At 59.9% G+C, this 23,555-nt stretch carries 22 protein-coding genes; 13 read left to right on the top strand and 9 right to left on the bottom strand.

Translation table 11 applies throughout. From position 1 onward, the window contains the following. Positions 1-6 precede the first annotated feature (6 nt). Positions 7-603, bottom strand: coding sequence for a ubiquinol-cytochrome c reductase iron-sulfur subunit (petA, locus tag V6582_RS16320; protein ID WP_041698135.1), 597 nt, complete (start codon positions 601-603; stop codon positions 7-9). Between the two features lie 150 nt (positions 604-753). On the opposite strand from petA, the gene V6582_RS16315 reads away from it, so the two are divergent. Continuing rightward, a complete protein-coding gene (locus V6582_RS16315; RefSeq protein WP_156630936.1) occupies positions 754-1,011 on the top strand; it encodes a hypothetical protein in 258 nt (85 codons plus the stop codon). Positions 1,012-1,303: 292 nt separating this feature from the next. Continuing rightward, a complete protein-coding gene (locus tag V6582_RS16310) occupies positions 1,304-2,245 on the top strand; it encodes an endonuclease/exonuclease/phosphatase family protein (RefSeq protein WP_156630935.1) in 942 nt (313 codons plus the stop codon). A gap of 68 nt (positions 2,246-2,313) precedes the next feature. Here V6582_RS16310 and V6582_RS16305 read toward each other — a convergent pair whose 3' ends face one another. Further along, positions 2,314-2,523, bottom strand: a complete 210-nt coding sequence (locus V6582_RS16305; RefSeq protein WP_156630934.1) for a hypothetical protein — start codon at positions 2,521-2,523, stop codon at positions 2,314-2,316. 145 nt (positions 2,524-2,668) lie between these two features. Beyond that, on the bottom strand, positions 2,669-4,546 hold the full coding sequence (locus V6582_RS16300) for an ABC transporter ATP-binding protein (RefSeq protein ID WP_156630933.1): 1,878 nt from the start codon (positions 4,544-4,546) through the stop codon (positions 2,669-2,671). Positions 4,547-4,730: 184 nt separating this feature from the next. Between V6582_RS16300 and aac(6') the strand changes: the two genes are divergently transcribed. After that, on the top strand, positions 4,731-5,183 hold the full coding sequence (aac(6'), locus tag V6582_RS16295) for an aminoglycoside 6'-N-acetyltransferase (RefSeq protein ID WP_156630932.1): 453 nt from the start codon (positions 4,731-4,733) through the stop codon (positions 5,181-5,183). A 145-nt stretch (positions 5,184-5,328) separates the two neighbouring features. Here the strand turns inward: aac(6') and V6582_RS16290 are convergent, their stop codons facing one another. Continuing rightward, a complete protein-coding gene (locus V6582_RS16290) occupies positions 5,329-7,188 on the bottom strand; it encodes an ABC transporter ATP-binding protein (RefSeq protein ID WP_156630931.1) in 1,860 nt (619 codons plus the stop codon). Positions 7,189-7,653: 465 nt separating this feature from the next. Between V6582_RS16290 and V6582_RS16285 the strand changes: the two genes are divergently transcribed. After that, positions 7,654-8,139: a tRNA (cytidine(34)-2'-O)-methyltransferase gene (locus V6582_RS16285; protein WP_156630930.1), complete on the top strand. Its 486-nt coding sequence runs from the start codon at positions 7,654-7,656 to the stop codon at positions 8,137-8,139. 236 nt (positions 8,140-8,375) lie between these two features. Next, positions 8,376-9,827, top strand: a complete 1,452-nt coding sequence (locus tag V6582_RS16280) for a cell envelope biogenesis protein OmpA (RefSeq protein WP_156630929.1) — start codon at positions 8,376-8,378, stop codon at positions 9,825-9,827. 45 nt (positions 9,828-9,872) lie between these two features. Here the strand turns inward: V6582_RS16280 and V6582_RS16275 are convergent, their stop codons facing one another. Together V6582_RS16275 and V6582_RS16270 are read right to left on the bottom strand one after the other, a co-directional pair. After that, positions 9,873-10,832, bottom strand: a complete 960-nt coding sequence (locus V6582_RS16275) for a flagellin (protein WP_156630928.1) — start codon at positions 10,830-10,832, stop codon at positions 9,873-9,875. A 186-nt stretch (positions 10,833-11,018) separates the two neighbouring features. Continuing rightward, entirely contained in the window at positions 11,019-11,297 is a 279-nt protein-coding gene (locus V6582_RS16270; RefSeq protein ID WP_156630927.1) for a hypothetical protein, read from the bottom strand. A 187-nt stretch (positions 11,298-11,484) separates the two neighbouring features. On the opposite strand from V6582_RS16270, the gene hemF reads away from it, so the two are divergent. The 3 genes from hemF (at position 11,485) to V6582_RS16255 (ending at position 13,429) form a co-directional block, all read left to right on the top strand. Then, positions 11,485-12,399, top strand: a complete 915-nt coding sequence (gene hemF, locus V6582_RS16265) for an oxygen-dependent coproporphyrinogen oxidase (RefSeq protein ID WP_156630926.1) — start codon at positions 11,485-11,487, stop codon at positions 12,397-12,399. 196 nt (positions 12,400-12,595) lie between these two features. Then, the gene (locus V6582_RS16260; protein WP_156630925.1) at positions 12,596-12,886 is read left to right on the top strand and encodes a hypothetical protein; all 291 of its coding nucleotides are present in this window, start codon (positions 12,596-12,598) and stop codon (positions 12,884-12,886) included. 324 nt (positions 12,887-13,210) lie between these two features. After that, a complete protein-coding gene (locus V6582_RS16255) occupies positions 13,211-13,429 on the top strand; it encodes a DUF1059 domain-containing protein (protein ID WP_156630924.1) in 219 nt (72 codons plus the stop codon). A 6-nt stretch (positions 13,430-13,435) separates the two neighbouring features. Here the strand turns inward: V6582_RS16255 and V6582_RS16250 are convergent, their stop codons facing one another. From V6582_RS16250 to V6582_RS16240, 3 genes are read right to left on the bottom strand one after another with little or no spacing between them, the layout of a single operon-like run. Continuing rightward, on the bottom strand, positions 13,436-14,698 hold the full coding sequence (locus V6582_RS16250) for a CCA tRNA nucleotidyltransferase (protein ID WP_156630923.1): 1,263 nt from the start codon (positions 14,696-14,698) through the stop codon (positions 13,436-13,438). Continuing rightward, positions 14,695-15,351, bottom strand: a complete 657-nt coding sequence (locus V6582_RS16245; protein WP_156630922.1) for a CoA pyrophosphatase — start codon at positions 15,349-15,351, stop codon at positions 14,695-14,697. Before V6582_RS16245 ends, V6582_RS16250 begins: the two co-directional genes overlap by 4 nt. Then, positions 15,348-15,971: a DUF1285 domain-containing protein gene (locus V6582_RS16240; RefSeq protein WP_156630921.1), complete on the bottom strand. Its 624-nt coding sequence runs from the start codon at positions 15,969-15,971 to the stop codon at positions 15,348-15,350. The genes V6582_RS16245 and V6582_RS16240 overlap by 4 nt, the downstream gene beginning before the upstream one ends. A gap of 187 nt (positions 15,972-16,158) precedes the next feature. Between V6582_RS16240 and V6582_RS16235 the strand changes: the two genes are divergently transcribed. From V6582_RS16235 to V6582_RS16215, 5 genes are read left to right on the top strand one after another with little or no spacing between them, the layout of a single operon-like run. Beyond that, positions 16,159-17,172 (top strand): AAA family ATPase, encoded by a 1,014-nt coding sequence (locus V6582_RS16235; protein WP_156630920.1) that lies wholly within the window; start codon positions 16,159-16,161, stop codon positions 17,170-17,172. A gap of 39 nt (positions 17,173-17,211) precedes the next feature. Then, positions 17,212-18,150, top strand: a complete 939-nt coding sequence (locus V6582_RS16230; RefSeq protein WP_156630919.1) for a DUF58 domain-containing protein — start codon at positions 17,212-17,214, stop codon at positions 18,148-18,150. After that, a complete protein-coding gene (locus tag V6582_RS16225) occupies positions 18,150-20,978 on the top strand; it encodes a DUF4159 domain-containing protein (protein WP_156630918.1) in 2,829 nt (942 codons plus the stop codon). The genes V6582_RS16230 and V6582_RS16225 overlap by 1 nt, the downstream gene beginning before the upstream one ends. A gap of 1 nt (position 20,979) precedes the next feature. Continuing rightward, positions 20,980-23,049 carry a hypothetical protein gene (locus V6582_RS16220; RefSeq protein ID WP_156630917.1) on the top strand — a complete coding sequence of 690 codons (2,070 nt, stop codon included), beginning with the start codon at positions 20,980-20,982 and terminating at the stop codon, positions 23,047-23,049. Next, positions 23,049-23,555: an HXXEE domain-containing protein gene (locus tag V6582_RS16215; protein ID WP_156534669.1), complete on the top strand. Its 507-nt coding sequence runs from the start codon at positions 23,049-23,051 to the stop codon at positions 23,553-23,555. The genes V6582_RS16220 and V6582_RS16215 overlap by 1 nt, the downstream gene beginning before the upstream one ends.

The raw sequence follows: 23,555 nt of genomic DNA, 5'->3' as shown, positions 1-23,555 counted from the left end.
TCCCCCTCAGCCGATCTTGATCACGGTATTGGATACGAACCCATAATTTGGAATATGCAGGTTTTCCGGCGCCGGACCTTTGCGAATACGGCCCGCCGTATCGTAGACCGAGCCATGACAGGGACAGAACCACCCGCCATATTCCCCGGCCTGACCAAGCGGTACGCAGCCGAGATGGGTGCAGGAGCCGATCATCACGATCCAGTTTTCCTTGCCTTGCCCCGCCGAGCGGGCAAGATCGGTCGCCTGGGCGTCGTCGCCGGCATTGGCGTTGCGCGCCACCGGGTCCTTCAGCTGGGCAATCGGCACGCCCTTGGCCTCTTCCACTTCCTTGTCGGTGCGGTTGCGGATGAAGACCGGCTTGCCACGCCACTTCACCGTCAGCGACATGCCCGGCTGAAGAGCCGAGACATCGACCTCGATAGAGGCCAAAGCCAGGGTCGAGGCATCGGGCCGCATCTGGTCGATAAAGGGCCAGGCCACAGCCGCGGCGCCAACTGCGCCCGCCATGCCGGTGGCGAGATAAAGGAAGTCGCGGCGCGTCGGCTCGCCCGCGCCCATGCCTCCGCTCGCAGTTTCAGTCTGTGTATTGTGTTCGCTCACGGTCAAACCATCCTCTTCGCATCGCCTGCGACAAACCGTTGGAGCGCCATGGGTCACTCTCACCCGCAAAGGACGCTCGATCATTTTTCATCCGCCGCAATACCCGTTCAACGAGCAGGTCCTACGGCAGCGGTCCCCCTGACGGCATCCATGACGCCACAAAATCGCCATGGATTCTCCGCCTCCAAGTCAATTTCTATGCGCGCTGGTGAAATCTGTCCAGTGTTCAACCGCATCAGAGGCAACATGTCGCGGAAAACTTTAGGAAAACCAGGGATAAAAATTCCCCTGCAATTGCAGGGATTTGCGCTTTATCAAGAGCCAGGACACGAGAAGAGCCCTGTTTTTCACGCTTTTCGCTGCAAACCTGATTTGAAAAAAGTCAAGACTTGTGCAATGCGCAAGTGACTGTTGCGCTGCAAAATTTTCGTGATCTGCATGTGTGATCGTTGTGAGTTGACCTCGGGATTCTGGCGGTCTCGTTATGAAGCCCCAAGGTGCAGGCTTGGTTGCCGGATATTGTCTTTTCGGAAATCAGGTTCCGTGCCATCTGACAGGCCGTATGCATGGCGATTGAAGCATGGGACGACAACCGGAATCGGTTTAAAGATAAAATCATGCAACAAATAGAAAGTGTTATAGAAGCGCAGTCGACACCCTATAGGCTGCATGACACTGCAATTCCGCAAAAGGCAAGAAGATGAAATCGATGCTGCTGCACATCATGGCAACCCTGCTCGTGCTTGCCCTTGGCGTCTTTGCCCTGCGTTACACGACCAGTTTCTGGGGTGCAGGGGTGATCTATAGCCTCCAGCTTCACGCCGGGCTGTCCATGCTGCTCGTGGCGCTGTTCTGCCTGGCGCTACGCCCCGGCCTGTTCACCATGACCCTTCTGGCCGCCACACTGTTCATCGCCGGTCATGCCGTCTGGATGATCTGGGCCACCCTGCCGCCAACACCCCGGATCGATCTGGCGCGCATGCAGCAGTTCAGGGTCCTGTCCTTCAACGTGCTGGGCGACAACCTGGAAAACGGCGGTGCGATCACCGATTACATTCTCGAATCGGGTGCGGATGTCGCCTATGTGATGGAGGCGGCCCCCGTTTCCCTGCATCTCGACCGGCTGGTGAAGACCTATCCCTACCGGATCGGCTGCGGTGAGCACACGCCGACCTGCGACCTGATGATCCTCTCGAAATATCCGCTTGAGATGATCTATGTCGGCAATCTCAGCGATCTCAGGCGCGACCGGTTCGCCATGGCGAAAATCCACGTCGGCGGCACCGCCTTGCATCTGGCCGCTGCCCATTTGAGCAAGCCCTATTTCGACGGCTATCACATGGAGGAACTGGGAGAGCTGGGCGATGTCTTGAGCGGCATCGATGGCCCTCTCCTGCTGGCCGGCGATTTCAACGCCTCGACGCTGGCGCCCGACATGCAGAAACTGCTGAAAGTCACCAGCATGACCACGACCGGGTTCGAGCCCGCCACCTGGCCAATCATCGGCGGCGCCCTCGGCGTGCCGATCGACCATATTTTCATCCGCAGCCCGCTGATGGCAGCGAAGCTGTCACGCATTCCCTCGAATTTCGGCTCCAACCATTATGGACTGATCACCGATCTGCTGCTGCCGAAGGGGTGAGGCCTAATAGTTCTATTGGCTTGTTGAAAGGCACTGCGGAATAATGAACTGCGACCCGGAAGGACGGCTCAGATTTTAGGTTCAGTAAATGGATTAGCAATGAACTTGCCGATCAGCATGCTCGCCGAGTAATTGTCCAGATGATAACCGAATTCGAGAGCCCGCACGCAGTAGAGATCACTCATTCCAAGCGCCTTGAGAGAGTAGATTAGTCTTTCTTCCTTGCGGAAAACGATCTTTAAAAAGGTAATCGCCAGCCTCCAGCGAAGCGTCCTCATTTTCGTGAAAGACCCCTTCGTTTTCGTCATCTCATACATGGACCAGCCTGATTCATTCGGCGTAATATTCGTATTACGAACACGCTATCTATAGATAGCGCTGAGCGTAAAGCGGACACCCCTGGAAGGCAATGACGAGGCCACCCTATTCCGCCGCCCGGTCCTGCTCCTCGCCGCCAATAAATCCCCCCGATTGGCGCGCCCAAAGCTCGGCGTAGAGCCCGCCCCGCTCCACCAGCTCGTCATGGCTACCCTCTTCGATGATCCAGCCCTGGTCGATCACCACGAGGCGGTCGAGGCTGGCGATGGTGGAGAGGCGGTGGGCGATGGCGAGCACGGTTTTGCCGGTCATCAGCTGTTCCAGATTGGACTGGATGGCGGCTTCCACTTCCGAATCGAGCGCCGAGGTTGCCTCATCCAGCACCAGGATCGGGGCATCTTTCAGCATCACCCGGGCGATGGCGATCCGCTGGCGCTGGCCGCCGGAAAGTTTCACGCCGCGCTCGCCGACATGCACGTCAAAGCCGGTTCGTCCGCGCTGATCGACCAGTTTTTCGATAAAGCCCAGCGCCTCGGCCTGGTCGGCGGCGGCGCGCAACTGCTCTTCGCTCGCCTCATCGCGGCCAAACAGGATGTTGTCACGGATCGAGCGATGCAGCAGGGCTGTATCCTGCGTCACCATGCCGATCTTGCCCCGCAGGCTTTCCTGCGTCACCTCGCGCAGATCCTGGCCATCGATGCGGATCGCACCGCCCTCGACATCGTAGAACCGCAGCAGAAGGTTGACCAGCGTGGTTTTGCCAGCCCCGGAGCGTCCGACAATGCCAACCTTCTCGCCGGGCTTGATGGTCAGCGACAGATGGTCGATGGCGCCCTTCTGCTTGCCATAGTGGAAGGACACATCCTCAAAGCGGATTTCCGGGCCGGTGACAGTGAGCACCTTGGCATCGGGCCGGTCCTTCAGGCCGATGGGCTGGGAAATCATCTCGGCGGCGTTCTGGATCGTGCCGATATTGCGCATCATACCGTTCAACTGGGTCATCATCCGGTTCAACAGCATGCTGAGGCGCAGCACGAGGCCAAGGGTAAACGCCATGCCACCCGCCGTCATCGCCCCTGAAAACCAGCGATCAATACAGACGGCGGCAATCATCAGGATCATGCCCCCCGACAGCAGCGCCAGCGAGGCGCGCACCCCTGTGATCAGCCGGGTAAAGGGCGCTTGCGCCGCCTGAAACCGCTCGAAGCCGGCGCGGATGTAGTGGTCGTTCTGCCGCTCACGGGCAAACAGTTTCAGGGTCTGGATATTCGCATAGCTGTCGACCAGCCTGCCGGTCAGCGCCGAACCTGCTTCGGCTGTGTCGCGGGCATGGCGGCGGATGCGCGGCACGAAATAGCGGGCCAGCACCGCGAAAACCAGCACCCAGACGGCAATGATCGCCGCCAGCACCCAGTCCAGTTGCGCCAGCAGCGCCATGGTGGAAATCGTATAGATCACCATGAACCAGGCGACCTGCAACAGCGACGTCAGAAGATCGCCCGTCGCCTGCCCGCCTGCCCAGACCTTGGTGGCAATCCGCCCGGCAAAATCATTATGGAAGAAGTTCAGCGATTGGCGCGCGACATGCACATGGCTTTGCCAACGCACCAGATTGAGAAAATTCAGCACCACGACCTGTTCTTCGACCAGCGCGCTCAGCGTGATCACCGCAAATCGCACGAAGACGACAACGGCGGCAATGCCCAGCAGTTCAAGCCCATGCGCACCGAGCAGCCCCTGCCAGCCTGCGGCTTTGGGGACGGTATCGATCAGATCCACCAGCCGCCCGACAAACCAGAACATGCTGGCTTCCATGACTGCCACCGCGCCACCAAATATAGCCATGGCAAAAAATGCCCACTTGGCTTGGCGCACGTAAAACCACACGAAAGCCGTGGTGCCACGCGGCGGGCAAAGATCCGCACGCTCGGTAAAGGGATCGACCCAGCGTTCGAACAGGCGGATGACGGCGGCAATCAGCATGGGGCGGGACCTCGATAGAGCCGAACGGGACGAGTCGGTTCTATCGCAAGTTAGGGCTATTGCGGACCGGGACAAAGGTGCTGATGTCGATTGGCCGGTTATATTTGCGTGATCAGGATGGTAACACCCTGGTTGCCGTGACACTAGAACGCCGAGCCGAAAGCGCCCTGAAGGGAACCCCAATATGAAGTTGATTGTTGAGATTGGGACGATAAAAGATGTTGAGCCGTGGGCGCAGCTTCGTACCGCGCTCTGGCCGCATCACACACTTGAAGATCATCGCGCTGAATTGGGCCGAACGTTTCTCTCGCAAAGTGGAAAAGCCATCGCGTTTATCGTCCGAGACACCGCGAATGAAGCGGTCGGCTTTGCTGAGGCCAGTTTGCGACATGATTATGTGAATGGATGCAGCAGTTCGCCCGTTCTATTCCTCGAAGGGATTTACGTCCGGCCCGCTGAGAGGCGACAAGGGATTGCAGGAGTGCTTTGCAATGCCGTTGCCGAATGGGGAAAGTCGCTTGGATGTGTTGAATTTGGCTCTGACGCGCCGCTAGACAATTCAGCCAGCCATGCGCTCCATACCGCTTTGGGCTTTGAGGAGACACAGCGCGTCGTCTTCTTCCGAAAGCCGTTATAGGCCCGTATAGCTTTTCAACCAGGATCTGCCGCCAGATCCATACCATCACCTTCATTCAAGACAGCAGTGGTATCAGATGCTCGACACAATGCCGAGCATGACGTCGGAAATGAGAGAGCGGCTGCCAGCAAACAATGGCGGCGGATCACTCCGCCGCCGTTTCCTGCACTTCGGTGGCCTCGTCTCCCAAGAACCCACCCGACTGGCGGTTCCACAGATCGGCATAGACGCCGCCATGGTTGGCGAGTTGATGATGGGTGCCGGTCTCGATGATCCGGCCCTTGTCCAGCACCACCAGACGGTCCATTTCGGTCAAGGTCGAGAGACGATGGGCGATGGCGATCACTGTCTTGCCCTCCATCAGCGCAAACAGGCTCTCCTGAATGGCGGCCTCTACCTCAGAGTCAAGCGCCGAGGTCGCCTCATCCAGCACCAGGATCGGCGCGTTTTTCAGGAAGACCCGGGCGATGGCAATCCGCTGACGCTGACCGCCGGATAGTTTCACGCCCCGTTCACCCACCTGCGCATCCAGTCCGACCCGGCCCTGCATGTCGACCAGGTTCTCGATGAAGTCCCAGGCATTGGCGCGTTTTGCCGCCTCGACCACTTCGGCATCGCTGGCATCCGGGCGACCATAGGCAATATTGTCACGGATCGACCGGTGCAGCAGCGAGGTATCCTGAGTGACGACGCCGATCTGGCCCCGCAGGCTATCCTGGGTCACGGCCCCGATATCCTGCCCGTCGATGGTGACGTGGCCCTTTTCGACATCATAGAATCGCAGCAGCAGGTTCATCAGGGTCGTCTTGCCAGCGCCGGAACGGCCAACAAGCCCGACCTTTTCGCCAGCCTTTATGGTCAGCGAGAAATCGTCGATCACGCCGCGCGTCTTTCCATAGTGGAAGCGAACCTTGTCATAGACAATCTCGCCCTTGGGCACGGTCAGTGGCTTGGCATCGGGCTTGTCGGTAATGTCATGGGGCTTGGTCATCATCTCCATGCCGTCATAGACGGTGCCGATATTTTCAAACAGCGCCGACACTTCCCACATCACCCATTGCGACATGCTGTTGACCCGCATGGCAAGCCCGATGGCAATGGCGATGGCGCCGACCTGGATGGAGGCCGTCAGCCACAGCCAGACGGACAGCGCGCCGATCATGAAGATGACCGTGCAATTATTGAGATAGACCAGAACCTGAAACAGTGTCACCTTGCGCATCTGCGCATGCACGGATTGCAGGAATTCGTCCATGGCGCCCTTGGCATAGTCCTCCTCCCGCCTGGTGTGGGAGAACAGCTTGACCGTGGCGATATTGGTATAGCTATCGACGATCCGCCCGGTCATGGTCGAGCGGGTATCGGCCTGGAGTGCGGCGATCTTGCGCAGCCTGGGCACGTAATAGGTGACAATCGAGATATAGATGCCGAGCCAGACCAGCATCGGCACCAGCAGGCGCAGGTCGGCAGAGGCGATCACCACCAGCATCGAGATGAAATAGGTGATGACGTAGACGAAGACATCCAGCACCTTGACCACGGTTTCGCGCACCGCCAGCGAGGTCTGCATGACCTTGGTCGAGACCCGGCCAGAAAACTCGTTGGCGAAAAACGTCATGGAATGGTTGAGCAGGAAGCGATGCATCTGCCAGCGGGCGATCATCGGGAAATTGCCCAGCAGCGTCTGATGCACGATCAGCGAATTGATCGTGGCAATGCCCGGCAGAAACACCAGGACCAAGGCGCCCATGCCCACCAGCCGCCAGCCTTCGGTTTGCAGGAACGTATCGCGGTTGGCATGGGAGAGCCAGGTGACGATATCGCCGAGAAACTGGAAGAGCATCACCTCGCCCACCGCAATCAGCATCACCAGCACGGCCATCAGCGCCAGCCAGCCGGCAGCGGGCCTGGTATAATGCCAGATGAAGCGGAACAGACCCTTGGGCGGCAGGCTGGGTTGCTCGGCCGGATAGGGATTGAGTTGGCGTTCGAACCAGGTAAACATCTTCAGTCTCCATCAGCTTGCCGGACCGATATAGCGCGTATCGCGGCAAAGCAACCGGGATATGGCAAGCTCAATCGGTAAACGGCGGCCAACCGCGAAAGGGCCAGCCGATTGGCGGCATGACCGCCTGACTGCAAAGGTTCAGGCGAAATCAGCCATGGGATTGAGAAAGACATCGCCTCTTGCAAGAGCGCAGTTCGGGCAAGAGCACAGTTCAGGCGATGGCGTTTCGACAGGTTAAGGAAAAGTCGAGAGGGCTCAGCGCTGACGGAGAATTCGTGCAGCGGGATGGCGCATCCAGTGGATATCGGTCATGCGTGCCTCCCTGTCTCGAGTAAAGATGCACTTTCAATAAAGACGCAGCGGGAAATTGAAAAGTCGCAATCGGAACGGCACCCTGTTTTGCGGTCGCACTGTTGCCCATCGACAACAGACAGGCCGCAGCGAAGCCGGTATTCAAACGCCATGACCAATAGCATCCCCGGCGTCTCCCCCTCCACGCTCCGCATCGCCCTTTACCAGCCGGATATTCCCGGCAATACCGGCACGATCCTGCGGCTCGCCGCCTGCCTGGGCCTGGGTGTCGATATTATCGAGCCTGCCGGTTTCGACCTGTCGGACCGCAATCTGAAGCGGGCGGGAATGGACTATCTCGCCGCCGTTACCCTCACCCGGCATGTCAACTGGGCGCAATTTGAGGATTGGCGCAAGGACAGTGCGCGCAGGCTGGTTCTGGCCTCCACCAAGGCGGCCATGCCCTATACCGAACTTGCCTTCCAACCCGACGATATCCTGCTGTTTGGCCGCGAAAGCGCTGGCGTGCCCGACCATGTCCATGACGGCGCCGATGCCCGCATCCTGATCCCGATGGTCGAGGGCCAGCGCTCCATCAATGTCGCGATGTCGGCGGCCATGATCGCCGGTGAGGCGCTACGCCAGACGCGGCGCTGAACCAGCGGAATACCGCGGCTCGCCTCGTTTTCATCGCGATAAACACCACACAGACATGTGCATGGAAATTTGGCTTTGCACAAAGCCAGCGGGTCCAGCCTGTGCTATGCTGGGTTGGATTTGCAATGATGGACGAATACCGTCTTTTCGTTAGTGCAAAAAAAATAAAGTAACAGTTGCTAATCGAATTGCGCGCCCATAAGTTGCAACGCAACAAAACACATGGGAGAAGACCAATGTTCGAGACAGCCTTCACCTTTGGCTTGACCCAATTTGCCCGGTCGCTTTCGCTGCCGGAAAGGCTGCAAAAGCGGCCCTTGCGCAATGCCGCGTTGGAGCCCTGGCGGTTGCGCAACAGCAGCCTCGATGCGCTCTATTACGACATCCGGGCGCTGACCTCGGACGAGGCCTTCTATATCAGCGACGCATTGGCCGCCGAAGGGCTGATCATGATCGTGCCGCCCACCGGCCAGGGCATGCTGACGCTGTGCGAAACGGTGGATGAATATCTGCTGCGCGGTGGCCGCGAGGTCCGGGCCATGGCGGTGGCGGGCATTGGCGGCTCCGCCGCTGGGGCTGCTGCCTTTGCCCGCAATGTCGCCGACGCCATCGAGGCACCGGTCTGCGCGGTGGTGTCCGGCTATGGACTGGGCGATGTGGTTGCGGAGGCCCTGGGTGGCGCCTTCTTCTTTGGCCCGCTGGGCTTTCTGCGCCGCAATTTCGAGATGATCGACGATCTGGTCGGACGTCCGCAATTCGGCGCCTATCAGCGCCGCCCGAAAATATCGCAACCGCCGCGTCGCACCAGTCTCGATGCCGACACGGTTCAGGCGCTGCTGTGCCACCCGGACCTGCGGTTCAACCTTGTCACCGGCCATTCCAAGGGCAACCAGATCGTCGCTGAAGCGCTGAACGCCATTGAAAAAGAAGCACCCGAACGGCTTCCCATCCTGGCAGAGCGGCTACAGATCATCACCTTCAGCACCCGCGTCGCGTTGCCTGCGCCATTTTCGCCACCCTTGGCGATCATCGGTGAACTCGACTGGTACGGCGAATTGAATGCCACAGCTCCGATGACCAATAGTGTCCGCGTCGCACGCGCTGGCCATTCGACCAACACATCCCTGCCGGGCACGCTGAAAATCGCCGATCTTTTGGCGCAGGCGCTGTCCGCGTCCCCCGCCACTGCCTTGGACACGGCAAGCACAGACGCACCGTCGGAACATGCAATTCCGTCGCTTCTGGCTCTGGTCGTTCCCCCTGCGGTGACGCAAGCCAGCGAAACGCCCGTCCAGGCCAGTGCACAAGCCAGTGCCCAAAACAGTGCTATGAACGACAATGACAGACACGATGATGAGAGAGTTATCGTTGAGGAGCCGGTTTCATTGGAACCGGAGCCGGAAATATCTGCCGAACCCGTCGACGCGGCGGCGGCTGACAACACGCACGATGTCATCCCGCAGCAGCCTGCCGATGCGCCGCTGTCCGAGCCGGTCACGCACGAAGACAAGGTCGAAACTGCGCAGATACTGGCTCCTGACGAACTGGCCCCCGAAGCGTCTGCCCAAACGATTTCCGAGCTTGTCGCTGTTGCCGATACGCCCCCAACCGTTCAGCAAAGCCCCGTTAAGCAAGGCTTCGGCCAACCAGGCAATACCCGCAAGCGCAACAGATCACGCAAGCGGTAAGGCATATTTAGACGGTGCGACGTCGCCATCACCTTGGCACAGCTGTCACATAAACAGCTGTGCCAGGCTCTTCTGCTGGCTGTTGGCAATGCTGAGGGTGGCCGTCTGCAACTGGGATTGAACGCTTTGCGCAGAAAGCTTGGTGGCTTCCTCTTCCATATCGGCATCGGTCAAGCGGCCAATGCTGATCGTGGCGGTATCCTGTAGATCCTTCATCAAATCGGAACTGTTGGAGATCCGGTTTTGGGTGGCGCCGACGGCGGCGCTGGCATCGGTCATGCTGGAAAGGATGGATTGGGTGGCACCGATCATCGCATCGATCTGCGCATTCGAGGTATCATCCGAAATGGCGATTTCCGCAGCAGTCGGTGCAGCCGGTGTCTGGGAACCGACATTCATCAGATAATATTCGCTGGCGCTGCCATCGGAGCCAATGGTCAGCGTCGAGCGCGTCAGAATGCCGTCGCTCGCATCGTTTTTGCTGGTCAGCACGCTTTGTGCCGTGTCAAAATTGGTGACATTAACGGCCAGATTACCGCTGCCATCAGTGCCGACCGAGGATATCATCGAGGTCACTTTCGGCGACTGGTTGCTGTCGAGCGCCAGCCAGTTCTGGCCGTTGAAGCTTGAGGACTGCGTTACGGTCGAAAGTTGGTCCTTGAGCTGGCTGATCTCATCATTGATCGCCCCCTTGTTGGCACCGGCTGCCTTGGAGGCTATCAGCTTGGCCTGGATGTCGGAAACAAGTCCCGTCGCCTGCTCCAGCCCAAGGGCTGCGGTGTCGGAGACGGCAGCCGACAGCGCCGTGGCGTCCTCGGCGCTCGACAGCGACAGGCTGTCGGATTTCATCGTCGTGGCAATCGACCAATAGGCGGCGTCATCAGAGGCGTCATCGACCTTCTTGCCTGTTGCAACCTTGGTCTGGGTCGCTTCAAGCGCCTTCGAAGACCCGCTCAGAAGAGACAGGGCCGATGCAGACGTGGCATTGATCGATACGGAATCCATGCTGCCCCCTTTAACGTCGTGGGCTTTAAAACGCGCGAATGGCGCTTTGAAGAAAAATACCCCACAATGTAAGGGATTTATAATCTATGAGTTGTTTCCATCACCTTTCGGCAAAGACTGCAATTTTAACGATTAAGAAATATTCAACGCCAGGCTGCTGAGAAGCACGCCGGATCAGGCCACGCCTCAATCCGCAGACGACAGGCGCCGCATGGTGAACTCGATGGCATCGCCCTCCAATTGCCGCCAGCTTTCCACTTCGGTCCAGTAGGCGGCCTTGGGAAAGGCATCGAACCATTCGCGTGCCTTGGCGCGGGCCTCTTCCCGGTTGAGGCGAAAGGTTTCCCGAATGAAGGGCGAGGTATCCCGTATCCCCTGGCCCCGGTCTTTTGTCTGTCGATCACGGTGGCGGGCAATCTGCCGTTTCAGTCCGTCGAGCGGCGGAAGAGGACGTTTTGCTGTCATGGTGACAATCCTTTCGAGACCCGGCCTTTCTAGACCCGGCCTTTCGAGACCCGATGATAAGCCATGCGCGATGGTTTTTCCAGTATCAGGAGGTTTGGCGGCGATGGCACAACCGAGCTGGATCTGATAGTCACCGTGCTTCGATCAACGCGCCGGGATCTGATGAAAGCGGCGACAGGGAGAGCATATGCAACGGCCCATTCTGCCCAAAGGCCTGCCTGAGGATATCGAGGCGAAAAAAGCCACCGCCCGCGCCTGGTTCGAAAGCCTTCGTGACCAGATCTGCCGGTCTTTCGAGGCGCTGGAAGACGAATTAACCGGCCCCTTGAGCGAGCGCGAACCCGGACGCTTTGTGCCAAAGGACTGGCAGCGCGAAGAAGGACTTGGCGGCGGTGGACGCATGTCGATGATGAATGGCCGGGTGTTTGAGAAGGTCGGCGTTCATACCTCCACGGTGCATGGCGAATTTTCGCCGGAATTTCGCAAGCAGATGCCGGGTGCCGAAGAAGATCCACGGTTCTGGGCGTCGGGCATTTCGCTGATCGCCCATCCCTGCAATCCGCATGTCCCGGCTGTGCATATGAACACCCGCATGGTGGTCACCACCAGCCAATGGTTCGGTGGCGGGGCGGACCTGACACCGGTGCTGGATCGGCGCCGGACCCAGGAGGATGCCGACACGGTGGCCTTCCATGCCGCGCTCGAAGCCGCCTGTTCCGCCCATCCTGACATTGCCGATTATCCGCATTACAAAGCCTGGTGCGAGGAATATTTCTTCCTCCCGCACCGCCAGGAACCGCGTGGCATCGGCGGAATTTTCTTCGACTGGCTGCATGCCGGGGAAAAATTCGATCTCTGGGCCGCCAATTTCGCCTTCGTGCAGGATGTCGGCCGCAAGTTCGCCTCCGTCTACCCGGATCTGGTTCGTCGCAACTTCAACACGCCATGGACAGATGAAGACCGGGAAGAACAGCTGGTGCGCCGAGGCCGCTACGTTGAGTTCAATCTGCTCTATGACCGGGGCACGATCTTTGGCCTGAAGACCGGCGGTAATGTCGAATCGATTTTGTCGTCGCTTCCGCCCCTCGTCCGCTGGCCTTGAGGCAGAAATCTGCTTCAGAATGGGTCTGATCGCAGCAGAAACCCCATAATTATAGGGGCTTTTGCTGCGATAACGTTCAATTCATATTTTCTTGATTAACAAAAACTGCAATACAGGCCCATTAATCGAAAATTAACGTTAGCATGTCGCGTTCCCGTGTTATCCTGTCGCCTATGGAATGAGGAGGAGGATTGCAATGGCTACGCACAGCATGACTATTCCCACGGACATGACGAATTCCGCAGATCGGACCGGTCGCGACCGCCTGATCGACACAGCGGAACTCATCGATCGCATGGCGCATGACCTGAAAGCGTCCAGCGATGCCAATCTGCCGCATTGCTACTTTGTCGAACAGGCAAAATTGCGGCTTGCCGGCCTTCATGGCCGCGAACATCGCACCAACGACGCCCATAAAATGGTCAGCAAAAACGCTGTCCATGGCCCAAGCTCGGTGTTTTACGCCTGGGCCATGCCAGCGGAATAAGTGGATCACACCAAACGCACTCCCTGAACGGATGAACAGGCTTCGCCGCATCATACCGTCAGACGGACTGTTTCAGCATCCTCGGACTTGTTCCGAGGATGCGTTTTCGACGGATGCAGCATCACTATCATTGGCGTTTTTCAATCTGTGCGAAGGGAATGGAACCCGTCCCTTCCATCAACGTTAAACTTTTACTCAACCCTCATGAGAATGAGGTTTGAGCGATGACCAATTCAGAAAAAACGATAAAACAGGAAGCACTGACCTTTGAGGGGTCGTTGCCAACGACGCCTCACCGCAGCAATGCTTCGGGAGGAAAGAACCATGAAACAATTTGAATGTGGAAGTCTCGTACCCGGTTGCGAATGGCATACACGCGCCAATGAAGAAGCCGAGGTGGTGCATCGCGCTGTCGAGCATATGCGGCTCGTGCACGGAGAAAGCGTGATCCGCGAACATATGGTGCAGAATGTCCGGGCGCGCATTACCGATGCAGGCGACGGCGATACCGCAGATAACAAACACAGTTACCGGGCCGCCTGATCGCAATCAACCTGATGGTGTGACCGCCTCTTTAAGCCGGGAGAGAAGCTTTTCCCGGCTGAAGGTGAAATTGGCCTGAACCCAGCTGTCTTCCAGCGTCGTCAGCACGCGACCAATCTCCGGTCCCGGCACAAGACCGGCGGCGAGGACATCACTGCCGGTGATGGGAAAGGCTGGCTTTTCGAACGCCTGCGCCCTTTGCAACAGCCGAAACCAGCGAGCCGACGCTGCCATGCTGGCCGTATCGCCCTCCGCCTTGGCACGGGCTGCGGCCAAAGACAGTTTCAACTGCGCGATGATGCCCGGCTTGCCTTGCCGATAGAGCAACCGGTCGAGGGCAAGATCAGCCATATCATCCTTGATCTTCGGTGCCGTGGCAAAGCGCTGCAAAAACTCCGCCTCAGCCCGCGACAGTTTCAGCCGCTCGGCCAGTCCCTTCATCCTCTCAGGGTTATCAGGCACCATTGCCACCAGCCGTAACAGGGGCTCCGGTTGCCAATTCAGGGCGGCTTCCGTGGCGATCAGGCCTGGAATGGCATCAATCCCCCATTTTTCGGTTTCCGGCAGGATCGCGGTCAACACGCCCGATTGGCGCATCCACAGCAGCGCCCGGCCCGGATCTTTGGCGGAAAGCAGCTTTTTTGTCTCCGACCAGACCCGCTCGGCAGACAGCCGATGCAATTCATCACGCGCTGCCGCACAGGCCCGCAGGCCATCGGCATCCGGGCGTCCGCGTCCATACCAGGCAAAAAACCGGAAGAAGCGCAGCACCCGCAGATAATCCTCGGCAATCCGCAAACGGGCATCGCCAATGAACCGCAGCGTGCCAGTTTCAAGATCCGCCAGCCCGCCGACCGGATCGATCACCTCGCCGGACACCGTGGCATAGAGCGCATTGATGGTGAAATCCCGCCGCTCGGCATCCACCTGCCAGTCGGTGCCAAACGCAACCTCGGCGTGGCGGCCATCGGTTTCCATGTCGCGCCGCAGCGTCGTCACTTCAAACGGCTTGCCGCCGATCACCAGCGTCACCGTGCCATGCTCAATGCCTGTTGGCACCGCCTTGATGCCTGCCGCCTCGGCCCGGGCCGTCACTTCGGACGGAACAAGCGTGGTGGCCAGATCGATATCGCCAACCAGTTCACCCAGCAGGCTGTTGCGCACCGCGCCGCCCACCACCCGCACCTCGCCGCCATCGGCGTTCAACAGGGCAAAGACCTTGGCCAGCGCCGCATCCTGAAACCAGGGCTGATCCGCAACCGTCGTCATGCATAAAGCCTTTCATAAAGCGTGCGCAGAATGCCTGCGGTAATGCCCCAGATCTGGCGCTCGCCATAGGGCATCACATAAAAATGCCTGACAATCCCGTCCCAGACTTTGCTGTCTCGGCGGTGATTGTCCGGGTCCATCAGGAAGGATAGCGGCACCTCGAACACATCGGCCACTTCATCCGGGTTGATGGTCAGGCGAAATCCCGGCTGCACCACCGCCAGCACCGGCGTGATGCGAAAACCGGTGCCTGCGAGATAATGCGGCAACCGTCCGACTGTCTCGACAAAGCGCGGATCGAGGCCAATTTCCTCTTCCGCCTCACGCAATGCCGCCGCTTCCGGGCTTGCATCGGCATCATCGATACCACCGCCGGGAAAGGCAATCTGACCCGAATGCTTGCGCAGCGTTGTGGTGCGCTGGGTCAAGATGATCCGTGCGTCGTCGCCATCATCCACCACCGGTACCAGCACGGCGGCATCCTTCAGCCGCAGGCCTTCCAGCTTCAACAGCATATCGGTATTCAGCACGTGATCGCCATGGTCGCGCCAGGCGGTTTCCAGCGGCGCACCGCTCTGGTTGAGAGCCCGTCGGCGAAATTCATCGGCGGTGAAGCCTGGCAGGGTCAGATCGTTGCGGTCGGTTTCCGTCATGATGCCAATCCATCCAGATCAGCCGCTGGCATCACGGCAAATGTCTCACCACCGGAGCGGATGGCAAACATCGCCTGCCCATCGATATCGATCACCTCGCCCAGCGCCATCAGCTCATAGGTCACGGCACGCGATACCAACGCCTCCAGCCGTCCGCGCACCGCAAGATAAGGCTTCAATTGCTGGTGTTCGCCCTCGATCACAAACCTCAATGGATGCTCAGGCCCAGCCTCGACCAGATCACCGACATTGGTGCGAAAGGTCAACAGTGGCGCCCCATCTCTTGCGCCAACAGTCATTTCCACGGCGACGAAATGGGCGTCTGCGACCTTGATCCCCAGTTTTTCCACAGGCGTGACCAGATAGGTTTTCCCATCCTCGTCCTTGCGCAGCACGGTTGAAAACAATCGCACCAAAGGCGCGCGGCCAATCGGCGTGCCGAGATAGAACCAACTGCCATCGGCCAGGATTTCCATGTCGATATCGCCGCAAAAGGGCGGGTTCCAGCGCTCGACCGGTGGAAGGCCGGGCTTGCCCCCTGCCGTCTGGTCGGCGGCGCGGGCAATCATTGCGGCCAATCCAGCCGCATCGCCCGCTTCATTGTTTTCGTCGCCTGCCATGTTTGCGTCCCGGTTTTAACCTTATGAGATATCGGACACGAGATAGTCATTTGAAACCCGCTTGTCAGCCGCCTCACGGGGAATAAGTTAGATAAACTGTGCCGATACACGTATTGATCGATTCTTCTGGCAATCGGCACAGGCCTGCCTTACCTACCAATGACGATATGAGCCAACGGAGACCGCCATGGGCATGATCAACACCACGGACACCGCGCTCGATGAGAAAGCCATCGTCGCTCAGGCTGAACAGGCCCTGGCCGAAATTGCCAGCGTGCGCGCCGAGGTCTCCAAGGTGATTTTCGGGCAGGAAAAGGTGGTGGAAAACACCCTGCTCGCCATTCTCTCCGGTGGCCATGCGCTGCTGGTCGGCGTGCCGGGCCTGGCCAAGACCAAGCTGGTCACCACACTCGGCACCGTGCTGGGGCTGGACGCCAACCGCATCCAGTTCACCCCCGACCTGATGCCGTCAGACATTCTCGGTACCGAGGTGATGGACCAGGACGAGCATGGCCGCCGCTCCTTCCGCTTCGTCAAGGGTCCGGTGTTTGCACAATTGCTGATGGCCGACGAAATCAACCGGGCGAGCCCGCGCACCCAATCCGCCCTGCTGCAATCCATGCAGGAATACCACATTACCATTGCCGGTCAGCGCTATGACCTGCCCGCGCCTTTCCATGTGCTGGCCACCCAGAACCCACTGGAACAGGAAGGCACCTATCCGCTGCCGGAAGCCCAGCTTGACCGTTTTCTGTTGCAGGTCGATGTCGGCTACCCCGATCTGGCCGCAGAACGGCAGATCCTGCTCGACACAACAGGGGTCAGTGATAGCCATGCCAGTGCCGTGCTCGATGCGCCGCGCCTGCTCGACATCCAGCGGCTGATCCGCCAGATGCCGGTGCCTGATAGCGTGGTCGATGCCATTCTGTCGCTGGTGCGCGCCGCCCGGCCCGGCCAAGGTCATACGGAAACCGACAAGCATGTCGCCTGGGGTCCAGGTCCGCGCGCCGGACAGGCCTTGATGCTCTGCGCTCGCGCCCGTGCGCTTTACGAAGGCCGTCTTGCGCCCTCGATCGACGATGTGCATGCGCTGGCCGAACCGGTGCTTCAGCACCGCATGGCCTTGACCTTTGCGGCCCGTGCCGAAGGCATGGCGGTGCGTGACGTGATCGCCGCCCTGCTCAAGCAAAACAAAGCGTGAGGGAGCGGTAGCGTTTTGGCAGCATTTGCACCAGAAGCGATGAGAGGGGCCGTCGACGGACGGATCGTCGAGAAAACCCCGACCGGAGATGTTCTGGCCCGCGCCCGCCAACGCGCTGCCCTCATTCCCGATTGCATGGTGGAAGCCAAGCGCATCGCCAATACGGTGATTTCCGGCTGGCATGGCCGCAGAAAGCGCGGCATCGGCGAAAATTTCTGGCAGTTCCGTCCCTATGCCGAGGGCGAAAGCCTGGCCGGAATCGACTGGCGTCGTTCGGCCCGCGACGATCATCTCTACATCCGCGACCGCGAATGGGAAGCGGCCCACACGATCTGGCTCTGGGCCGATCTGTCGCCCTCGATGATGTATAAATCCCGCTTCGGCAGCGTTTCCAAGGAAAGCCGGGCGCTGGTGCTGATGCTGGCGCTGGCCGAAGTGCTGGCGCGCTCCGGCGAGCGCATCGGCTGCCCCGGCATCATGGAACCTATTTCCGCCCGCAACGCTTCCGAGCGGCTGGCGGCAGCGCTGATCCATGCGCCGGACCTGAGCGGCCTGCCCAATCAGGGCCTTCCCGATACCGCCATGATCCGCAATGCCAGCGATATTGTGCTGATCGGTGATTTTCTCGACGATCCCGATGCGATCATGGCGGGCATTGCACCGCTGGCGCGGCGCGGGTTGCGCGGCCATGTCATCGAGGTTGCCGATCCCGCGGAAGAACTGTTTCCCTATGCGGGCCGCACCGAATTTACCGACCCGGAAACCGGCGAAAAACTGGTATCGGGCCGCGCCGAAGGCATCAGGGAAGACTATCGCCGCGCCTATTTCCTGCGCCGTGAAGCCCTGAGCGAAGAATTGCGGCGGCTAGGCTGGAGCTTTACTCCGCATCTCACCGACCGGCTGGCCTCCGAAGCACTGGTCAAGGTGCATATGCATCTGTCGGGCGCGCCGCAGCTTTCGCATCGTGGAGGCGCGTAATGGGTGGTCTTCCGCTTGCCTTTGCCAGTCCTGCCCTGCTCGGCGCACTCGTCGTGCTGCCAGCCATCTGGTTCCTGCTGAAACTGACGCCGCCGCGCCCGCAGATGGAGATCTTTCCCCCGCTGCGCATTCTCGCTCGTGTATTGAAGCGGGAGGAAACCCCGGCCCGAAGCCCCTGGTGGCTGACGCTGCTGCGCATGGCGATGGCAACCCTGGTCATTCTGGCCTTGGCTGAACCGGTGCTCAACCCGCGCGGCACATCGGTTGCCGGTGGCGGTCCGCTGGTTCTGGTCATCGACAACAGCTGGGCCAGCGTCACCGATTGGGAGCGCCGCGTCGAGACGGCAAACGGCCTGATCGATGAGGCCGAAAGCAGTAATCTGCCGATTTCCCTGGTGCTGACCGCCGACCTGACCCAGGATGCAGTCCCCGTCAATGCCGCCACCGCCCGCGAAAGACTGAGTGCTGCCCGGCCAAGGCCTTTGACGCCGGACCGCAACCGCGCCCTCACCGCGCTGACGGCAGGGCTGAAAGGAACCAAGCCCGGCACGCTGGCCTTCCTGAGCGATGGTTTAGCCGCCAGCGAAAGCGAACAGATCGGCAGCCAATTCTCCGTCCTTTCCCCTGCCGAATTGCGGGTGATTACCGATGACGGCAAGGCAAGTGTCGCCCTGACCGGCGCCACCAATGGTGTCGATCAGCTTGTTGCCAAAGTTACCCGTCTGTCGTCTGCCGATCCACAACAGGTTATCGTTGATGCGCAGGACCAGCAGGGCCGACCGATTGCGTCTGGCACCGCCAGTTTTGCCGCCGGGCAAAGCGTCGCCACGGCAGAGATTGCCGCACCTTTTGAGTTGCGCAATGATTTTGCCCGGTTGAGCCTTGCCGGTTATGGCACCGCCGGAGCCGTCCAGCTGTTGGATGACGGCTTTCGCCGCCGTAAGGTGGCGCTGCTGGCCGGTGACGCCAATGACGAATTCCAACCGCTGCTTTCGCCGCTCTATTACATCCAGCGGGCGCTGCAACCCTATGCCGACCTGATCAAATCCAGTGACAAGGATCTGGCCAGAGCCATTCCCGAGTTGTTGCAGCACAACCCCTCGGCGCTGATCATGGCCGATATTGGCCGCCTGCCGCCGGATGTGCAGCAACAGCTACAACGCTGGCTACAACGCGGTGGCACGCTGATCCGCTTTGCCGGACCAAGGCTTGCCGCTGCCCCTGCCGATGATCCGCTGGTGCCGGTGACACTGCGCCAGGGCGAACGCCAATTGGGCGGCGCACTCTCGTGGTCTGAGCCGCAACCGCTGGCCCCCTTCCCGCCCACCAGCCCGTTTGCCGGACTGGCGCCACCCGATGGCGTGCTGGTCAAGCGGCAGGTTCTGGCTGAACCGACCCCTGATCTCGCCAGCCGCACCTGGGCAAGCCTTGCCGATGGCACACCGCTGGTCACCGCCCGGGATAGCGGTGCCGGGCGCATCGTGCTGTTCCATGTCAGCGCCGAGGCCAGTTGGTCCAATCTGCCGATCTCAGGCGATTTCGTGGAAATGCTGCGCCGGGTCGTGCAACTGGCCCATGCCAGCGGGGCCAATACCGGTAGCAATGCCAGTGCCGCAGCGGCCAGCCTGCCGCCCTACCGGCTGCTGACCGAGCATGGCGGACTGACGGCGGAAGCCAGCAATGCAAAGCCACTGGAGCTGGGGGCTAAGCGCCCGGCTGCCGCCACATTCGACAATCCACCCGGCCTTTACGGCTCCGAAGATGGATTTTCTGCCCTCAACCTTCTGCCAGCAGGTGCCGAACTGAAACCGATAAACCTCGAGGGCGTAACGGTTCCGGTGGTGCGTGAGCCGCTGGCCGGGGCAAGTGCCACACCGCTGAAGCCGCCGCTGCTGGGTATCGCATTGGCGCTGTTCATCATCGACAGCCTGGTCGTCCTTCTGATGGGCGGCGCCTTTGCCCGGATGCCGAAAGCCCGGATCGCCAAAAGCGCGGGTGCTCTCGTGGTCCTGGCCACGGCATTGGCCCTGCTGCCTGCGGACCGCAGCTTTGCCAATGACGCCAAGCCGGGCGACGACATCCTGCTGCAACGGCTGGATACCACCCATCTGGCCTATGTGAAAACCGGTGAGCAGGACGTCGATAGCATTTCCGAGCGGGGCCTGAGCGGGCTCACCGAATTCCTCACCTATCGCACCACGCTGGAGCCGGGCGCGCCGGTCGGGCTGGACATTGCCAAGGACGAGCTGTCGCTTTACCCGATCATCTTCTGGCCGATTTCGGCCAGCGCACCGATGCCAAGCGCCGAGGCGATCAGCCGGATCGACGCCTATATGCGCTCCGGTGGCACCGTGCTGTTCGACACCCGCGACCAATTGGGCAGTATGGGTGGGCAAGGAGACGCCGGGACCAGCGCCAATGGCGAGCGCCTGCGCCAGATCCTTGCCAATATCGATATTCCGCCGCTAGAGCCGGTGCCGAAGGACCATGTGATCAACCGGTCCTTCTATCTGCTGCATACCTATCCGGGCCGCTATACGGGCAGCCCGCTGTGGGTCGAGGCCCGCCAGGAGGCCCGCGCCAGCCAGAACGGCTTGACATCAGGCGGCGACGGCGTGTCGCCGATCATCATCACCGGCAATGATTTTCTCTCCGCCTGGGCTATCGACGCCAATGGCGTGCCCATGCTGCCGACCGTGCCGCCCGATGAAAATCAGCGGGAAATCTCTTACCGCGTCGGGGTCAATATCATGATGTATATGCTGACCGGCAATTACAAAGCCGATCAGGTGCATGTTCCAGCCCTGCTGGAAAGGCTGGGTCAATAAGATGAGCCTTTCCTTCTCTCCCTTCCTGCCTCTCTGGGCGCTGGCTGCGCTGGCATTGCTGGCGCTGGCCGTCGCGGCTATCGGCTTTCGCCGTGGCATACGCGGCGCAACGATCCGGCTGGTCGCCTTTGCCGCATTGATCGCCGCTCTCGCCAATCCGCAGCTTCTGTCGGAAAACCGCGACAAGCTTTCGACCGTCGTGCCTGTGATCGTTGACCGCAGCCAGAGCCAAACCGATATCGCCAGCCGCAAGGCGATGACCGATCAGGCCTTGCAGGGCGTCAAGGACAAGCTGGCCCGCTTCCCCGGCATCGAACCCCGCATTGTCGAGGCCTCGACGCCGGCAAACGCCGACACGCCATCGACCCGGCTGTTTGAAGCGCTGTCCTCTACGATATCCGACGTGCCGCCAGCACGGGTTGGTGCCGCGATCTTCATCACCGATGGGCAGGTGCATGATGTGCCGTCCAACTTGAAGACGCTGGGCATGGACGCCCCGGTCCACACGCTGTTGACCGGCAAGGCCAATGAATTCGACAGGCGCATCGAAGTGGTGCGCGCCCCCCGCTTCGGCATTGTCGGCCAGAACCAGGACATGTCGCTGCGGGTGATCGATGAAGGGGTGAAGGGCCGCCAGCCCGCCACCGTCACCGTGCGGATCAACGGCCAGGATGACGGTTCGTTTGCCGCTGTGCCGGGTGCGGAAACGCCCTATTCCTTTGCCGTACCGCGTGCCGGTAGCAATGTGCTGGAATTTTCCGTCTCCGGCCTGCCCGGTGAAGTAACGGAAACCAACAACAAGACCGTGCATCTGATCGACGGCATCCGCCAGAACCTGCGGGTGCTGCTGGTCTCCGGCGAACCGCATGCCGGTGAGCGCGCCTGGCGCAACCTGCTGAAATCCGATGCCTCGGTGGATCTGGTGCATTTCACCATTCTACGACCACCGGAAAAGCAGGATGGCACCCCGATCAACGAGCTGTCGCTGATCGCCTTTCCGACCCGCGAGCTGTTTGTTGAGAAGATCAATGATTTCGATCTGATCATCTTCGACCGCTACCAGCATCGCGGCGTGCTGCCGATCCTCTACTATGATTACATCGCCGAATATGTGCGCAAGGGCGGCGCGCTGCTGATTGCGGCTGGCCCCGAACATGCCGGTCAGGATTCGATCGCTATGACCCCGCTGGCCTCGGTTCTGCCGGCAGCGCCTACCGGCAATATGCAGGAGGGCGGCTTTTATCCGCGCCTATCGGAGATTGGCAAGAAACACCCCGTGACCCGCGATCTCGATGGCGCCAGCACCGAGCCGCCGCATTGGGGCCGCTGGTTCCGCAGCGTCGATGTCGATCCGCCGCAGGGCGAAACGGTCATGACCGCCAATGACAAGCCGTTGCTGGTGCTGAACCGCGCAGGCCAAGGCCGCGTCGCCATGCTGTTGTCCGATCAGGGCTGGCTCTGGGCGCGCGGCTTTGAAGGCGGCGGCCCGCATGTGGCGCTTTACCGCCGCATCGCCCATTGGCTGATGAAAGAACCCGAGCTGGAGGAAGAAGCACTGACGGCCCGCGCCAATGGCCGGATGCTGACCATTACCCGCCAGACCATCGGCAATGACCCCGGCCCCGCCACGATCACCAGCCCCTCCGGCAAGGTGCAGGACGTGACCCTGACCCAGACCGAACCGGGCCGCTTCACGACGGAGCAGCGGATGGCGGAAACCGGTCTGTTCACCATCACCAATGGCGAGTTTTCCACCCTCGTCCATATCGGCGCTGTCGATGCGCCGGAATTCAAGGCGATGATCTCCACCCCTGACATTATGAAACCGGTATCGGACGCCACCCACGGGCTGATCCGGCGACTGGATGCCGGCGCCAGCGGTGTATCCGTTCCGGACATCCTGCCCGTCAGCGGCCCGGTCCGCAGCAGCGACGGCGAACGCATGGCGATCCGCATGACCAGCGAAACCCTGCTGAAAGGCGTGGACACCTTGCCCCTGTTTGCCGGTTTCGGCGGATTGGCCCTGCTGCTGTTTGCGGTTTCGGCCATGTGGTGGCGCGAGGGACGGTGATGAGTTCAATACCGCCGTTTTTTGTGTGGGCTGCGGTTTTGATATTTGTTCTGCATAATGTTGAAGAGGCACGTGGTATTGCGATTTGGGCTGAAAAAAGCCGGTCAACCCGGCTTGTACGGTGGTACAAAACATATCCGTTTTGTGTTGCTGTAACACTATTATCGATTGCATTTTTGATGCTCGCCGCTTGGCTGCTATGGACGGGAAGCCATCTTGCATTCACGCTGTTCACATTGAGCTATGCTGCCATTTTCGCGAATGCCATCAGTCACATCGCAAACGTGATTTTCACGAAAAATCCGCTGCCTGGCGGCTGGACTGCTGCATTTTTGATTTTTCCTTCAGGTGTCTGGTTTGCTCACTATGTCATTGAGAAGGTGATTTTCTCTGGCTATGATCTGTTACTGCTCCTCAGTGCTGGAGCAGTTCTGCAAGTTCCTCTCGCTCTTGTTGCTCTTTTGTTAGCTCATGGGATAATTTGGTTATTTTATAAACATAAATGA

The organism is Agrobacterium vitis (assembly GCF_037039395.1).
Taxonomy (GTDB): Bacteria; Pseudomonadota; Alphaproteobacteria; order Rhizobiales; family Rhizobiaceae; genus Allorhizobium; species Allorhizobium vitis_E.
The sequence above is the reverse complement of the archived record's forward strand: the minus strand, read 5'-3'. Positions and strand labels throughout refer to the sequence as shown.

What these genes read in the sequence shown, in the direction of transcription:
- V6582_RS16230 (WP_156630919.1), top strand. Translation starts at nt 17,212, where the DNA reads ATGAGAGGGGCCGTCGACGGACGGATCGTCGAGAAAACCCCGACCGGA.
- V6582_RS16220 (WP_156630917.1), top strand. Translation starts at nt 20,980, where the DNA reads ATGAGCCTTTCCTTCTCTCCCTTCCTGCCTCTCTGGGCGCTGGCTGCG.
- V6582_RS16255 (WP_156630924.1), top strand. Translation starts at nt 13,211, where the DNA reads ATGAAACAATTTGAATGTGGAAGTCTCGTACCCGGTTGCGAATGGCAT.
- V6582_RS16280 (WP_156630929.1), top strand. Translation starts at nt 8,376, where the DNA reads ATGTTCGAGACAGCCTTCACCTTTGGCTTGACCCAATTTGCCCGGTCG.
- V6582_RS16300 (WP_156630933.1), bottom strand. Translation starts at nt 4,546, where the DNA reads ATGCTGATTGCCGCCGTCATCCGCCTGTTCGAACGCTGGGTCGATCCC.
- hemF (WP_156630926.1), top strand. Translation starts at nt 11,485, where the DNA reads ATGCAACGGCCCATTCTGCCCAAAGGCCTGCCTGAGGATATCGAGGCG.
- V6582_RS16240 (WP_156630921.1), bottom strand. Translation starts at nt 15,971, where the DNA reads ATGGCAGGCGACGAAAACAATGAAGCGGGCGATGCGGCTGGATTGGCC.
- V6582_RS16235 (WP_156630920.1), top strand. Translation starts at nt 16,159, where the DNA reads ATGGGCATGATCAACACCACGGACACCGCGCTCGATGAGAAAGCCATC.
- V6582_RS16260 (WP_156630925.1), top strand. Translation starts at nt 12,596, where the DNA reads ATGGCTACGCACAGCATGACTATTCCCACGGACATGACGAATTCCGCA.
- V6582_RS16310 (WP_156630935.1), top strand. Translation starts at nt 1,304, where the DNA reads ATGAAATCGATGCTGCTGCACATCATGGCAACCCTGCTCGTGCTTGCC.
- V6582_RS16225 (WP_156630918.1), top strand. Translation starts at nt 18,150, where the DNA reads ATGGGTGGTCTTCCGCTTGCCTTTGCCAGTCCTGCCCTGCTCGGCGCA.
- V6582_RS16270 (WP_156630927.1), bottom strand. Translation starts at nt 11,297, where the DNA reads ATGACAGCAAAACGTCCTCTTCCGCCGCTCGACGGACTGAAACGGCAG.
- V6582_RS16245 (WP_156630922.1), bottom strand. Translation starts at nt 15,351, where the DNA reads ATGACGGAAACCGACCGCAACGATCTGACCCTGCCAGGCTTCACCGCC.
- V6582_RS16285 (WP_156630930.1), top strand. Translation starts at nt 7,654, where the DNA reads ATGACCAATAGCATCCCCGGCGTCTCCCCCTCCACGCTCCGCATCGCC.
- V6582_RS16250 (WP_156630923.1), bottom strand. Translation starts at nt 14,698, where the DNA reads ATGACGACGGTTGCGGATCAGCCCTGGTTTCAGGATGCGGCGCTGGCC.
- V6582_RS16290 (WP_156630931.1), bottom strand. Translation starts at nt 7,188, where the DNA reads ATGTTTACCTGGTTCGAACGCCAACTCAATCCCTATCCGGCCGAGCAA.
- V6582_RS16215 (WP_156534669.1), top strand. Translation starts at nt 23,049, where the DNA reads ATGAGTTCAATACCGCCGTTTTTTGTGTGGGCTGCGGTTTTGATATTT.
- V6582_RS16275 (WP_156630928.1), bottom strand. Translation starts at nt 10,832, where the DNA reads ATGGATTCCGTATCGATCAATGCCACGTCTGCATCGGCCCTGTCTCTT.
- V6582_RS16315 (WP_156630936.1), top strand. Translation starts at nt 754, where the DNA reads ATGACGCCACAAAATCGCCATGGATTCTCCGCCTCCAAGTCAATTTCT.
- V6582_RS16305 (WP_156630934.1), bottom strand. Translation starts at nt 2,523, where the DNA reads ATGAGGACGCTTCGCTGGAGGCTGGCGATTACCTTTTTAAAGATCGTT.